A 14561-nucleotide genomic window follows, 5' to 3' on the forward strand; every position below is an offset into this window, starting at 1 on the left:
CCATGACCACCAAGGGGTCAATTTTCAACTGCCGCAACGGGGTCAGTTTTCGGCTACCGTTGACAGAATCAGCTCTCAGAACTCCGGCGCCACACACCGGAATCCCGTGTCATCGTCAAGCATCTTCGATGATGCATCATTGAAGGCAGTTGGCGTCGCCCGAGCGAACGGGCTAGTGAAGGCACCGCCCTTCAGCTCGTACCGTCCAGGGGTGCTTGGGTGACTAGTCCACTCCCAGACGTTGCCGCAGAGGTCATAGACGCCGTACGGGCTGGTACCACTGGGGTAGCAATCCACAGCGGTCGTTTCGCCAGGACCGTTGTCTCGGCAGTTGCACTTGGCTGCACTGGCGCTGGTGCCCCACGGATAGGTCTTGCCGAGGGGACCGCGGGCAGCCTTCTCCCACTGAGCGCTGGTGGGCAACCCTTTGTGGGACCACTCGGCGTAGGCTGCGGCGTCGTGCCAGGTCACGAAGACCACCGGGTGATTACCGAGCCGGGCCGGATACGTTCCATCGGTCCAGCCCTGCGGTGCTGCGTGACCAGTGGCGGCGATGAAGCGGGCATAGTCGGCGTTGGTAGTCGGGTACACGTCGAGGTAGAACGCTGGCAGCCAATGCGGGTCGTTATTGGGGCCCTGCAGAAAGAGGCCCGCCTCAACGAGCACCATCTGCTTGCCGTCAACTGGATGCCGCACCGGCTGCGTCAGATGAATGGTGTCAATGGCCGCGGCATCGCCAGCCAGCAGTACTTCGAACCGACGCCGCACCTCGGCCGAGGATTGTGCCAGCGACGTGTCGAGCGCTGCCTGGTTCACCGGCCGGGGGTGAATCTGCTCCCCTGCAGCCTCCCATTTCGACACCATGCGATCGCTGATCCCAAGGTGGGCAGCAAACTCACGCAGGCTCATCCGCTTAGCATCGCGAAGGGCCCGAACCTCGCGTCCGGACCAACGTTGAACGCTAACGTAACTCATCCGCCGGCCATGGTTGCGGCTGAGACTCGATCTCCAAGTCCGTCGACATGCCGGATCCTTTCGATACCTCCTACTTGTTGGGTGTTGGAACGGCTGGCGCAGAGCGACCTCGCATCGCGGCCGCGCCAGCCGGCCTTTGGGTCCATGTCCGAACCCTCAGGGGATACAGAGTCGGGGAGCTCAGACAGGGACGTGTAATGACGGAACCGGTGCCAGGGCGATGAACTCATGCCGCCCCAGTGAGAGGTGAGGAGCTGCACGGTTCCGTTAGATCAAGGGAGAAGAAATTGCGAGTATGACGCGGGCGCCCGTGGCCCGCTCGAAGGTGCTTCAAGATGAAGCCGAGTAGCAGCGGCTGGGCGTAGTCCGTCACCGATCGCTCAGATCTGCCCGTTTGATTTCATGTGTTCAGTCAAGGCCCTTGCCGCCCAGCGAGCCATGCACTCTCGGTGCACCCAGCCTGCACCTACAGTGCGCGGTGGTTGCTCGGACGGTAGTCTCGACTCACCACATGCAGCGACTGGGGAGCAGCAACTATGGCGGTCGTAGGGACCTGGACCGGGCAGCAGGCCAGCATTCTGCAGGCTGCACTCCGCATGACCAACGAGTCCTTCGCGGATCACCTCGGAGTCGCGCTTCGCACCGTGTCCAAGTGGCGGGAGCAGCCTGGACTGGTCCAAACGGCAAACTTTCAGGCAATGCTTGACACCGCCCTGGAGCAGGCGGACGAGAGCTCGCAGGCTCGCTTCCTCAGCCTGCTAGAAATGAGCCATGTCGCGATCGCGCTGCCGAGCAGCAACAGGTCGGTGAGATTTTATGACCCACAGTCGCTGACCGAGAGAGCAATCGTCATGGCCACAGCCGAAGAGTCCTCCGATCACGGGCGGACCGCGGGCTCAAGCAACGTTGGCGACGCTGAGCTCGCCTGGCTCGAGGGTTCGCTGGATCGCGTGGCGGTCGACCTCATGACCGGGCCTCTGATTCCGTTGGTACTTGAGATGCGACAGATACGCGATCAAGCATTCACCGCGCTTGAAGGACGCCAGTATCCGAGGCAAAGTCGGCGGCTCTACGCCGTTGGTGCTCGGGCCTGCGGGCTTCTTGCGGTCGTCACATCAGACCGTTTCGGCATCTACGAGGCAGCGGCGCGGCACGCCCGCACCGCGTCGGTCGCCGCCAACCTGGCAGAAGAGCCGGCGGTGCATGCGTGGGCATCCTCGCTTGAGAGCACCATCGCGTTCTGGCAAGGTCGCTACCGCTCGGCCGCGATCATCGCCCAGGAAGCACGTATGAACGGACCAGACGGCGTCGAAGCGGCCCGGCTCGCAGCATTCGAGGCACGAGCGTGGGCGAAAGATGGTGACCGCGAGTCAATGATCTCGGCTCTCGAAGCTGCAAAGCGAGCGAGAGAGGCTGATGGTCCCTCTGCTGGAATTGGCGCCATGGCCTACCCCTTGTCCGACCAGGTCAGGATGGCTGGAACGGCTCATCTCTGGATAGGCGACACCGAGAAAGCAGAGGGCGAACTCACGGCAGCTCTGGGACTTCTCGTGGACGAGTACGACTCACTCCCGCATGTCGCTGTGACACGCGCTGACCTCGCTCTGGCGTACCTTAGGTCAGACTCGCTGGATGACGCAGCGGACGCCCTCTCGCCTCTGCTGTCCATGACAGACAGCTACCTTGCGGGGGCGGCACGGCGCGCGACCGATCTCACGGGCGCACTCCAGTCACCACGCTATGCGACCTCGCAGACTGCGCGTCAACTGGTATCCGATATTGAAGCCTTTGTCGCGGCACAGAAGCTTAACGGCGACGTAGCCCAGGCCGGCGCCAGAACTGATCGCGCTTTGCCACAATGACACTTACTATCACCGTGCTCGGCTGCAATACCCCCTATCCGGAGCCGGGCTCGCCGTGCTCGGGATACCTCGTCGACGCGTCCGGAACGTTGATCCTCCTCGAACTTGGCCTCGCCGTCTGGCCAGAGTTACTGCGCCACACAGACCCAGACAAACTTGCTGCGATCTGGATATCGCACCTGCATGCAGACCATTCGGGCGACCTATTGGCCGCCTACCAGTGGGCGGCGAACACCAAAGGTGTTCCACGCATCCCGATCTATGGTCCACCGGGGTGGGCTGCCCGAATCGGCGCCGCGCTGCCGGCGCCAGACGGTTCGGACCAGCTACGACGACTATTCGACGTACGCGAGCACACGACCAGAGAGCAAAAGGTCAACGATGTCACCATCAGGTCGATAGCTGTTCAGCATGGTGTGCCTGCATATGGGATTCGCCTTACCCACTTGGATCACACACTCGCGTACTCCGGTGACACCAAGCTCTGCCCCGAACTCGAGACAATTGCTGCCGAAGCGCACATCTTCCTCTGCGAAGTAGGCGCAACCGCTGTCGGCAGCAAGAACCACTGCACGCCGGAAGACGCAGCACACGCAGGCGCTTCCGCGAAACGCCTCGTGCTCACCCATTTGGCGCGTGACCTCACAACAACTGATGCGACCTGGCGAGCGAGCGGCGCCCAAGTCGCCCAGGCCGGCGCTGTGCTCCATTGTCCATAGCTCGGCCACCGAGGACGGCGTACCTCTGGTAGCTGAGTCGAAATCCGGATCGGAATCCCAGAGAGGGACTCTTCGCTGACCGGCGTGGGTCACGTCGACATGCATGGGACCAACCTCTCCTGGGGCAGCGGAGCGACACCGGGCTATGTCGCAGACTGGGATGCCTTACCCGAGTGGCACCGGGAGACGGACGCGAATATTTTCGAGTGCATCGAGCAAGCCGCGGTTTCTCCTCATTCGGGATGTTCAGCCTGATGGCGTGGAAGTTATCTGACGGTCTGAGCGCGATCGGGAACACCATCGGCAATCCTCGGCCGACCTCCACCGACGTGCAGGAGAAGAAAGACCATCCAGGAGAGGCCGCTCGCCGATGATCTCCTCGGTGCGACCGGTTAGATGGCTGGCCCGTACCCTTTGGCGGTGTCGAGGAGGTTGATGCCCCTCTCATGAGCCGCATCCATGATCGCGTGCGAGTCTTCCACGCTGTCCGGACCTCGACCGCGGCCAGCCAGCTTGGTTTCCCACCTCCGAATGCCTCGCCGGATCAGAGAGTCGGGAGCGACTGCTGCAGTCAGATGCGTCACCTGGTCATTGTGGAGTCAGCGGGTCGGCGCCCCGCAGCATTTCTTGTACTTCGTTCCCGATCCGCACCAGCAGGGCTGGTTCCGCGGTGGCGGCCACTGGCGGTAATGACCCTCGCTGTAGCGGGCATCGAGATAGTCACGTCGGGCGGCCGACGAGTCCAACGGACGTTCGCCGGCTGCGTCGAGGTACGCGGCGAAGCTTTCGACGCTGCAGGGCACGGCACTTACTCTGCGGGCTCCCTCGCTCGCCATGGCGTCCAGCTTGGTCTCGAGATTGCGGTAGTACTGCGCCTGGCTTGCTCCCTGATCGATCGCATCGGGCCATTGCTCGCAGGCCGCGTCGAACTCGGATCGCGGCCAGAACAAGATCCGGACCTCAGTTGGCACACCGCGGTGCGCACGCAGCGTGTCCATGGCCTCTTCGGTGGATGGGAACGGCCGACGGAAGAGTTCCTGGATCTCCTCCTCGGTTGGCACCAGCTGATCGGTGTCGTCGGGGGCCAAACCCATCCCCCTCCGCACGCCACGGCGGCTCCGCACCAACATGCCGGGTAGTGAGGCCCAGCCGGCGTCCTCGCCAAGGGTGGCCAGCTCCTCGGTCGTGAATCGTTCGGTTGCCATGGTGAACCAGACCAGCGCTTCGGCCAGCTCGCCACGTTCTTCGAGCAGCTCCGCCGCGAGCTGCCACCCGCCGCCCGAGGTTCGACGTGTCGCCTTCAACGCCGCCAACTCGGCGCGAGCATTCTCGTCCTGACCTACGCTGAACAGGTATTCCGCAAGGGCCACCCGCGCGTAGTCACTGTCCTCGCCGCCCTCGGCGATCAGGTCACGCCAGACGACGACCGCACGGTCCGGTTCGCCCAGCTCGACCCTGGCGGCGGCGATCTCGAGCAAAATCTCACCGCGCTGATCGGCGTACTCCTCGAGTTCAGCCTCCAACTCCCGGAGCCGCGCCTGTATCTCGTCCGTTGCCATCACAAGTTGGTCCGCCACAGGGCGACACTAATCAGCTGTCCGACTGGATCGCGTGAGCAGTCCCCGGCGTTTCGCGAGTCCGCATTACTCACCCATATCGTGTAGCCGGCGCGTGCGCAGATCGACCTGCTGACTGCTATGCGCTGAGTGGTCGACGAGTGGGGCGGCCACCCAGGCTTCGGTGGCCGCCCGGCGCGTCCTGGTGCTAATCGCAGGTGAAGGTGTCGCGGGAAACCACGACGACACCGTTGGCGTTCATCGTGAACTTCCCCGACAGCCGGAGGGTGATGGTCGAACCGTCGGTGCCTCGGAGCGTGCTTCGCAGCCGGTACTGCGACACGCGTGCGGGGTCGCCCTGCTCTGTAAATGAGGTCACCACCGCGTTCACCTTCTCGCGGTAGGTACCGGAGTACGTCGGCAGCGAGGCGGCGTCCGGGATCAGCTCGACCAGACCGTCGATGACGCCGTTGACGTGGAACTCTCCCGCGACCTGGCCGCCGGGCGCGGTGACCAAGCGGTACCCGCCGGAGCGGACCTCGTGGAACGTCCCCGCCCAGGAGACGCACGGACCGTCGCCAGGTGCGAAGTGTTCGTAGGCGTTGTAGTCCTCGAGGAGGAAGGCGTGTTCGGCCCCGCCCGCCGCGGACGCGGGGCCGGCAGTGACACCGACGAGGGCGAAGGCGCCGAGTAGGGTGGCCAGCTTTTGCTTCATGACATGACTCCTCTGACAACGATCTGTTCAGCCGAGCAGGGAGGTGATGGCGGCCGCGATGAAGGCGATCGCGCCGAGAATGAGTGCGGTCAGGGTGGCGCCGGAGAACGAGCCGATCCGCCGTCGGTGCTCGATGGCGAGTACGACAGCGACCGCGCCGAAGACCTGGGGCCAGCCCGACCAGAAGGCGACAAACGTGGCAGCCGATCCGATGGCCAGACCGAGCGCCGTCCCGGACAGCCGACTGGGCGAGCCTGCACGGGCACGAAGACCGAGCCAGACTGCGATGACGCTCGCCACGAGCACCAACGCGACGTACAGGGCGAATTCCCAAACGCTCGTTGCCGGTCCTGTGTCCGCGTCGGTGTTGAGGTCGAAGACGTCGCCGGCGATCATCGTGAGGCCGAAGGTCGCTGCGCCGGTCGCCGCGGCGATCAGCGGGTGAAGCATGTCGAGTCGGTGCGACGTGGTGCTGATGGCGCTCATGGGTGCCCCCTTATGGGTTGGAATTGAGGCTTCGAGGGCACCACGGTTTGCTGCCAGGACGGATCCATCACGGGACGGGGTTCGACCGGGAGGGCCTCCCGTACGCTCCGGGACGTCTGTCCCGGGACAGTCAGGTCGATCGGGCGCACACTTTGGGCATGGGAGCGGTGCGTGACTACGACCGGGTACGCCGGATCGGCGGCTGGTCGCTCGCTGCGCTCACGCTCGTCCTGTTCGCAACGATCCCGTTCTCGCTCGCGGGCGGTGTCACGTCCCGTCCCGGGGTCGTCGGCCCTGGCCCATCCTGGTGGATCGGCCTTATCGTCGCTGGCTTCGCGCTCTCCGGAGCCGCGCTGATCCAGTTGCGGCCACGGAACTGGATCGGCTGGCTCCTGGTCGCCTCTGGGCTGCTCCAGGCGACCAACGTGGCCGCCGACGCGTACGCCACGCGCACGCTCACCGACCCTGACCACTCCCTGCCGCTGGGCCTTGCGGCGGCCTGGCTCGCCTCGTGGACCTGGATCCCGTCGCTGCTCTTGCCGGTGATCGTGCTCCCGCCGCTCTACCCCACAGGCAGGCCGACGTCCGCCTTCTGGCGGTGGCATGTCCGGGCGGCGCTCGTCGGGATCGGGCTGATCGTACTGACGGCCGCGACCAGCCAGGGCGGCGTCGACGACACCGTTCCCGGGACCCGGCTGCCGTGGGACGCCCCCACCTGGTGGGTGTGGGCGGTCGGGTTGTCGGCGGCAGTCCTGCTGATTTCCACCGTGGCCGTCACCGTGATCGGCACGCTGGTCCGCGCGATTCGCGCCAAGGCCCCCGAGCGGCAGCAGCTGCTCTGGCTGCTCAGCGTTGTCGCGGCGATGTTGGCCACGGTCTTCACCGAGTACCGCCTGTTGTTCGCTCTTGCCTACGGTCTGGTGCCGGTCGCGGTCACGATCGGCGTACTGCGCTATCGGCTGCTCGGCATCGAGGTAGTGCTCCGGCGCACCCTCCTCTATGTCCCCATGACGTTGCTGGTCGCTCTCGTAATCGGCGGGCTCACTACCGTATTCGCCCGGCTGGTGCCCGAGGGACCGCTGCCGCTGCTGGTCGCGTCGGCTGTAGTGGCTGTGCTCGTGGTGCCCGTCGCTGGGCGGTTGCGGATTCTTGTGGATCGGCTGGTGTTGGGGGAGCGCGCCGATCCGCTTACCCTCGTGGACCGGGTCGGCGCCGGGCTCGAGGTCGAGGACGATGATCCGGTCGCCTCGATGCTTGAAGCCGTCGCCTCAGCTGCCGGTACGTCGTACGCCGTCGTTCGGGACGTCCAAGGTGGAGCGATTGCCAAGGTGGGTGATTCGGCCGGCGTGCCGCTCGATCTTCCGCTGCGCCACAGGGGAGTACAGCTTGGCACGTTGGCGATCGGACCGCGCCGCGGCGCAACGCGGGTCACCGAGCAGGACGCGCGGCTGGTGACAGCTCTCGCGCCGCACCTGGCTGTCGTCGTTGGGGCGGCAAGGCTCACTGAGGAGCTCGCACGTGAACGCACACGAGTCACCACAGCGACGCTCGCCGAACGGGATCGGCTCCGGAGAGACTTGCACGACGGGCTCGGCCCTTCACTCGCCGGCATCGCGCTAGGTCTGGAGGCCGCGAGCACCGCACATCGGATCGATCCCGATGCCGTGCCCATGCTGCTTGAGCGAACGCGTGCCGAAGCCGACGTGGCGGTACGCGAGGTCCGCCGAGTTCTGGACGGGTTGAGGCCGACCTCGCTCGACTTGCACGGCCTCGAAGGTGCAGTGCGAGACACTGCATCGTCGCTCGGCATGGGTCATCCCGGCGGTCCGGCCTTTGAGTTGCGGGCGGATGCGTTGCCGCTGCTGGCGCCCCAGGTCGAGGAGGCGGCGTTCCGGATCGTCGCGGAGTCGCTGACGAATGTCGCGCGACACTCGGCCGCCGACCATTGCGCCGTACGGCTCAATCGGGCGAACGGGGATCTTCGCGTCCGGGTGTTCGACGACGGTAGGGGACTGAGTCCCGACGCCGGCGCGGGACATGGCCTCGACTCGATGCGCAAGCGCGCCGCCGACATCGGAGGCAGCCTCCTTGTCGAGGTGGCCAGCCCGCACGGGACGCTCGTCACCGCAGTACTCCCGCTGGAGCTGTCATGACGATCCGCGTGGCGCTGGCCGACGACCACCCGATGTACCGCTACGGATTGACGGCGATCCTTCAGCAGGCCGAGGCCATCGAGGTCGTCGCCAGCGTGGGCGATGGGGCGGAGTTGGTGAGTGTGGTGCGGGAATTCGCGCCCGACGTCGTACTCACGGATCTGTCGATGCCTCGCTTCGATGGTGTCGTGGCGATCACGCAGCTCCTGCGCACGCAGCCCGAGCTGCCGATTCTCGTGCTCACCATGCACGAGGACGACGCGCACGTCTTCGCCGCACTCCGCGCTGGCGCCCGCGGCTATCTAGTCAAGGGTTCCGATGGCGAGGAGATTGTTCGCGCCGTCCATTCCGTCGCCTCTGGTGAGGCGGTTTACGGAGGTGCCGTCGCGCGGCGGATCGTCGCGTTCTACTCCGGCCGCCAGGTCGAGTCGCCCACCGCTCGGGCCTTCCCGGACCTGACCCCGCGCGAGCGAGAGGTCCTCGAACTACTCGCCGCCGGATGCCGCAACCACGAAATCGCACGACGCCTGGGCATGTCAGAGAAGACCGTCCGCAACCACGTCTCGCAGGTCCTGACCAAACTCCAGGTCCCAGACCGGACAGCAGCCGCCCTCAAGGCCAAGGAATCCGGCATCGGCAGTCCGCCAGCCAGCCTCGGCTGACCCGCTTGTGTGAACACGCATCGCCCGTACGACGCTGTGACGTCGTACGGGCGATGTGGTGTTTGCCTTACCAGGCGTAGTCCTCGGGGGAGGTCTTGTAGCCGGGGAAGATTTCGTCGAGTTTGGCGAGTGCCTTGTCGTCGAGCTTCACGTCGACAGCGCGGACCGCGGACTCGAGCTGCTCCATCGTGCGGGGGCCGACGATCGGGCCAGTAACGGCGGGCTGGTGGAGGAGCCACGCAAGCGCGACGTCGCCGGGCTCGTAGCCGAGCTCCTCAGCGAACGCCTCGTACTGCTCGATCTGCGGGCGTAGCTTCTCGAGTGCTTCCTTCGCGCGTCCTTCGGTACGGCGTACGCCTTCGTTTTCCTTGCGGATCACACCACCGAGGAGGCCGCCCTGCAGCGGCGACCAGGGGATGACGCCAAGGCCGTACTCCTGTGCAGCCGGCAGCACCTCGCGCTCAACGTCCCGCACAATGAGGTTGTAGATGGACTGCTCGCTGACGAGGCCCGTGAAGTGCCGTTCCTTGGCGGCCGCCTGTGCCTGGGCGATGTGCCAGCCAGCGAAGTTGCTGCTGCCGGCGTACAGGATCTTGCCTTGCTGTACGGCGACCTCCATGGCCTGCCAGATCTCGTCCCACGGGGTGGCGCGGTCGACGTGGTGGAACTGGTACAGGTCGATGTAGTCGGTCTGAAGGCGCTTGAGGCTCGCGTCGAGCGCGCGGCGGATGTTCAACGCGGACAGCTTGCCTTCGTTCGGCCACTCATCCATGTCGCCGTAGAGCTTGGTAGCGAGGACCGTCTTCTCACGGTTCGCGGGGCTCTTCGCGAACCACCGACCGACGATCTCCTCGGTCGCGCCCTTGCCAACGCTCCGACCGTAGACGTTCGCAGTGTCGAAGAAGTTGATGCCCTTCTCGTGCGCCGCGTCCATGATCGCGTGCGAGTCTTCCTCGCTCGTGAGCGGCCCGAAGTTCATCGTGCCCAGGCAGATACGGCTGACAGTCAGGCCAGTCCGACCAAGATGAGTGAATTCCATACCTCCACCTTCCGTCGCCGTCGCTCAGATTTCCAACAGGAGAATCCACTCAGTTCGATCGCCTGTGCTTCTGAGTCGTGTGCGTGACGTGTGCGCGCCAGTGTCCAAGGCCCTGGCGAGCGCGTCCGGGAGGGAGATGGATGATCCGGGTTCCGTGACGATGTGTAACGGCGCGCCTGCTGCCGCCGATTGACGAATCAAGCACACGCCTGGGCGGGTACTCTCCGTGCGAGATGTGTCGACAGGCCCAGCTGTGAGGGGGATCGGTGGCTGAAGGCACTGAGAAAGAATTTGATCGGCGCATGGTCGGGATCTACGAGCGTGCCAAAACCGAGACCGGCTATCACGCGACCTACTTCTTGCGGATGCTCAGCGAGCATGGTGGGTTGGAGACAGCGCGGCGACTGGTGGGCAGCGGTCAGCCATCGGAAGGCTTCACCTCGTTGTATCTCAAGCACCGCCTTGACCTGACTGTCGAACACCTGATGCTTGAAGAAGAATTCAGCGATTTGTTCTCCGTTGAGCTGACCGAGATCGCGAGGGATCGACTGCGGGACTACGGCATAGAGAAGTAGCGCTTGGGATTACCGTGAGAGTCCGAGCCACTCAACTGGGGATACGCAATGACTTCAGTATGGGATCAAGTCTTCGTCGCCACCCGCATCTTGCTTGCGGCAGACGGCAGACGGATGCATCGCAGCGATTTGTGGGAGATGGTGGCCGCCCAGCTGCCGACTGACGGGGACAACACCCGGAGGGATGCGCGGGGACGTCCTCCTGGTTTCGTGTCGTGGTCCTACATCTCTGCAGACCTTTCCAGAGCCGAGTGGTTACTCGCGATCGACGGCAACTGGATACTCACACGTGCCGGCCAGGCTGAGCTCCCTGAGATCGAGTCGGCCGAGGAGCTCAAGCGTCGAGCTTTGGCTCACACGGAACAGGTTCGTGAACTAGAGAGCAAGACAGATGACGTGGTCACGTTTCCCAGCGCAGTGATCGCCCCTCCGAGGCCAGACCTACTGGTTCGTCAGGTCAGTTCAGACATACTCCGCCTCGGGTTGGGCGGTGAGCCCTCAGCGCTCGATCCGTCGATCAACGCCTGGTCAGCTGAGACCGCAGACAAGCTGTATGCGGCCTACAACCTTCGGGTCGACACCTCGGCGGATTCGTTCATGGTCAAGCTGCGCCGGCAGTTCAGCGACCTCTCGGATGACGGACTTGTCCTCGCTGCAGAGCTGATGATGCTGCACGCATTGCCGCTGTCGAACCTGACGAGCATCACGAAGCAAGACCGGCTCGCCAAGGTGCTCTCCTGGATGGATAGCCCTGTCGCTATACCTCGTCAGGTTCGGGCAGCGTTCACCCAGTCGAGCTGGAACGGTGGACAAGGCGCGAATACGTTGGCGTGGCGCTGGCTCGCTGAAGCAGTCGAGATCGTCAGGGCTTGGTGGCACATCCCTGAGCAAGAGCGTCGGCAGATTCTCGGGGATCCGTGGCTGTGGCGAGATTTCGTGAACAGTCAGGACGCGATGCCATCTCTGAAGGAGTCGTGGCACTATCTCCTGCATCCAAACCACTTCCTGCCGATAGTCAACGTCAACCACAAGGCTCACATTCGCAGCGCCTTCTCCGCTCGCATCGGAGGCGTGAGCGAAGATTCCGACCGCGATCTGTTCGCCATCGCCATCGCGTTGCAGAACGACGCTGGAGCACCAGTCGATTTCTACCGCAGCCCCTACGAGGAGCAGTGGAAGCTGGCCGTACCGGCCGAGCGTAGGGCATGGCTCATTCGACCGCCGTCCAAGGCGTCGAGTCGACTCGATGACTGGCTGGCCGGTGGGTACGCCTCCCTTGATGCTGAACACTTCGGGCCGTTACCGGCCGATTCGTCGGAGTTGTCCATTCGCGAGACGGTTGAGCGCAACTATCAGCACGAGGACTACGTACATCGGCTTGCTTTGGGCAACGAGTTCACGGCATTCGTCAATCGGATGCGAACCGATGACGTCATTGCCTTCCTCAACGGTTCGGCTCTCGCAGTTGGCGTGGTTACGTCGAATGCCGAGAGCACCACTGACGCAAAGGAACTGGTTCGCTCAGTGGACTGGGCGGAAGAGCGTCGTCCTGTCACAGGGTTGCCAGCTGAGCTGACAGCAGATCTGGAGCAACAAGGCCGCCTGGTCGACATTACGCGATCTTTGCACCTGCTCACTGGACTGCTGCCACAGTCGGACACGCCCGACAGCGAGGCTGCCGAAGAACTCGTCCAGCCGCTCGAACACCCGGAACTCAGTGAGGCAACGGATGAGTTGGAAGGGCAGCTGCACCTCGACAGGTCCTGGATCCAGAGGCTGATCGATCTACTCCAGGACCGACAACAGGTGATCCTTTATGGCCCACCTGGAACTGGCAAGAGCTACCTAGCACAGCATCTCGCTAGGCATCTAACCAGCCCAGACGCCGTCAAACTGGTCCAGTTTCACCCGTCTTACGCCTACGAGGACTTCGTTGAGGGCTTCCGGCCGGTGGCTGCAAGTGGTGACCGGGTCGGCTTCGCGCTGACAGCGGGACCGCTCCGCCGGATCGCCGCGCTCGCCAACGACGAGCCAACCGTGCCGTTCTTCCTGATTATCGATGAGATCAACCGCGCCAACCTGGCCAAGGTGTTCGGTGAGCTCTACTTCTTGCTGGAGTACCGCGACTCGGCAATCAATCTGCAGTACTCGCCGGCGGAGTCGTTTTCCCTTCCGCGGAACCTGTTCGTGATCGGCACAATGAACACCGCCGATCGCAGCATCGCTCTGGTCGATGCCGCGATCAGCCGTCGGTTCGCGTTCGTGGAGATGCATCCAGAGATCGAGCCGGTGAAGTCGTTGCTGCGCCGGTGGTTAATCGCCGAGGGAAAACCCGACGACAGGAGGGTCGACCTCCTCCAAGCTCTGAATGCCGCCATCCATCCTGAGGACCGCGACATGCAAATCGGACCGTCGTACCTGATGAAGTCGGACGTCGATCGGCCTGGTGGGCTCGAGCGCGTGTGGACCTATTCGATACTTCCGTTGTTGGAGGAGCACTACTACGGTCGCTATAGCCGTGCTGAGCTCGAGGAGCGCTTTGGGCTTTCTGCTTTACAGAAATTTCTGGACTCCGCGCCGGAGGTCGCTGAGCAGTGACAGTGCAGTCGCGCGTTCAGCTCGACGAACTGGACCAGATCGGCCAGATCAGGGCCTTGGATGATGCGACTGCCATCGCGTTGCAGGCCTCAGGGCTGGTAGATGTCCGACCTGAGCGGGACGGGCGCTGGCGTATCGCGGCGAGAGGTCGTGTGGGGTCTGTTGTCGTCGGCGAGCTTGACGTGATGGTCAGCTCGAAGGCATCACCTGCGTCGCTGCTCTTCTACCTCGCCTATGCAAAGGACCCAGGCTTCCGGCCGGAGGAGGTGTCGGCCCACGCCGGCGACGATCTCTGGGCCACGGTGGCAGAAACATTGATCCGAACCTGTGAGCAGGCGATGCGTGGCGGCGTGCTCCAGGGTTACCGAACCGAGGACGACTCGCTTCACGTCGTACGGGGCCGCATTCGGGTCTCAGACCAGCTGGCCCGCCGGCCGGGCATCCCGCTTCCGTTGGAGGTTCGGTTTGACGAGTACACGGTCGACATTGCGGAGAACCAGATCATTCGGGCCGCCATCCGGCAGATGCTTCGCGTGCCCCGGCTCCGCGATCAGGCGCGCCGCCGGTTGTCTCACCTGGACGGCCGTCTGGACGGCGTGACTCCCGCCGTCATCCGGCGGAGGAGGCCGACCTGGCTGCCGACTCGGTTGAACCGCCGGTACGCACCTGCGCTTCGCGTTGCGGAGGTGGTGCTGGACAACCAGTCCAGTATTGCGGGGTCTGGGCGCGCAACTCTCGCCGCGTTCGTCGTCAACATGGCGACGGTCTTCGAAGACTTTGTGTCAACCGCGATCAGAGAGGCGTTCCGCGGCCAAGGGACGACGAGGGCGCAGTACAAGGTACATCTCGGGGAGGGGAGCAAAGTCCCTATGAAGCCAGATGTCGTTCAGCTGCGGGGGAACCAGCCAGTCGCGGTGTTCGATGCGAAGTACAAGCTGGAGGATCCGAAGGGCGGCTATCCGAATGCGGACGTCTATCAGATGCTGGCCTACTGCACCGCCCTACAGCTACCCACCGGCTGGCTGGTGTACGCGGTCGGTGACGCGGGCAAGGAACCGATCCGAGTAGCGCACACCGATGTGCAGGTCTTCCAATATGCCCTCGATCTGCGCGACCATCCCGTGGCCGTCCTCGCACAGATCCGTGAGCTGGTCAGCTCTGCAATCGGAACGGCGCTCCCGAAATAACACGATGGCAACGTAACAACCGAGCATTCGCGGT

The 14561-nt window shown here is 64.1% G+C and carries 12 protein-coding genes; 7 read left to right on the forward strand and 5 right to left on the reverse strand.

What is annotated here, in order from left to right; genetic code table 11:
* Window positions 1-75: 75 nt before the first annotated feature.
* Window positions 76-975 (reverse strand): SUMF1/EgtB/PvdO family nonheme iron enzyme, encoded by a 900-nt coding sequence (locus ABD210_RS18140; RefSeq protein ID WP_344112801.1) that lies wholly within the window; start codon window positions 973-975, stop codon window positions 76-78.
* Window positions 976-1511: 536 nt separating this feature from the next.
* On the opposite strand from ABD210_RS18140, the gene ABD210_RS18145 reads away from it, so the two are divergent.
* On the forward strand, window positions 1512-2837 hold the full coding sequence (locus ABD210_RS18145) for a hypothetical protein (protein ID WP_344112802.1): 1326 nt from the start codon (window positions 1512-1514) through the stop codon (window positions 2835-2837).
* On the forward strand, window positions 2834-3556 hold the full coding sequence (locus ABD210_RS18150) for an MBL fold metallo-hydrolase (protein WP_344112803.1): 723 nt from the start codon (window positions 2834-2836) through the stop codon (window positions 3554-3556). The genes ABD210_RS18145 and ABD210_RS18150 overlap by 4 nt, the downstream gene beginning before the upstream one ends.
* A gap of 599 nt (window positions 3557-4155) precedes the next feature.
* On the opposite strand, the gene ABD210_RS18155 is transcribed toward ABD210_RS18150, so the two are convergent.
* The 3 genes from ABD210_RS18155 to ABD210_RS18165 all read right to left on the reverse strand — a co-directional run bounded on the left by ABD210_RS18155 (window position 4156) and on the right by ABD210_RS18165 (window position 6313).
* Entirely contained in the window at window positions 4156-5034 is an 879-nt protein-coding gene (locus tag ABD210_RS18155; RefSeq protein WP_344112805.1) for an SEC-C metal-binding domain-containing protein, read from the reverse strand.
* A 286-nt stretch (window positions 5035-5320) separates the two neighbouring features.
* Window positions 5321-5827: a hypothetical protein gene (locus ABD210_RS18160; RefSeq protein WP_344112806.1), complete on the reverse strand. Its 507-nt coding sequence runs from the start codon at window positions 5825-5827 to the stop codon at window positions 5321-5323.
* A gap of 27 nt (window positions 5828-5854) precedes the next feature.
* Window positions 5855-6313, reverse strand: a complete 459-nt coding sequence (locus ABD210_RS18165) for a hypothetical protein (RefSeq protein ID WP_344112807.1) — start codon at window positions 6311-6313, stop codon at window positions 5855-5857.
* 158 nt (window positions 6314-6471) lie between these two features.
* Between ABD210_RS18165 and ABD210_RS18170 the strand changes: the two genes are divergently transcribed.
* Window positions 6472-8466 (forward strand): sensor histidine kinase, encoded by a 1995-nt coding sequence (locus ABD210_RS18170; protein ID WP_344112808.1) that lies wholly within the window; start codon window positions 6472-6474, stop codon window positions 8464-8466.
* A complete protein-coding gene (locus tag ABD210_RS18175; protein ID WP_344112810.1) occupies window positions 8463-9128 on the forward strand; it encodes a response regulator in 666 nt (221 codons plus the stop codon). Before ABD210_RS18170 ends, ABD210_RS18175 begins: the two co-directional genes overlap by 4 nt.
* A 67-nt stretch (window positions 9129-9195) precedes the next feature.
* On the opposite strand, the gene ABD210_RS18180 is transcribed toward ABD210_RS18175, so the two are convergent.
* Complete coding sequence (locus tag ABD210_RS18180; protein ID WP_344112811.1) at window positions 9196-10167, reverse strand: aldo/keto reductase; 972 nt, start codon at window positions 10165-10167, stop codon at window positions 9196-9198.
* Window positions 10168-10433: 266 nt separating this feature from the next.
* Between ABD210_RS18180 and ABD210_RS18185 the strand changes: the two genes are divergently transcribed.
* The 3 genes from ABD210_RS18185 to ABD210_RS18195 all read left to right on the forward strand — a co-directional run bounded on the left by ABD210_RS18185 (window position 10434) and on the right by ABD210_RS18195 (window position 14527).
* Window positions 10434-10742 (forward strand): hypothetical protein, encoded by a 309-nt coding sequence (locus ABD210_RS18185; RefSeq protein ID WP_344112813.1) that lies wholly within the window; start codon window positions 10434-10436, stop codon window positions 10740-10742.
* A 48-nt stretch (window positions 10743-10790) separates the two neighbouring features.
* Window positions 10791-13340 carry an McrB family protein gene (locus tag ABD210_RS18190; RefSeq protein WP_344112814.1) on the forward strand — a complete coding sequence of 850 codons (2550 nt, stop codon included), beginning with the start codon at window positions 10791-10793 and terminating at the stop codon, window positions 13338-13340.
* 80 nt (window positions 13341-13420) lie between these two features.
* Window positions 13421-14527: an McrC family protein gene (locus tag ABD210_RS18195; RefSeq protein ID WP_344112815.1), complete on the forward strand. Its 1107-nt coding sequence runs from the start codon at window positions 13421-13423 to the stop codon at window positions 14525-14527.
* Window positions 14528-14561: the final 34 nt, after the last annotated feature.

The sequence above is a fragment of the Kribbella alba genome, from assembly GCF_039529635.1.
Lineage (GTDB): Bacteria > Actinomycetota > Actinomycetes > Propionibacteriales > Kribbellaceae > Kribbella > Kribbella alba.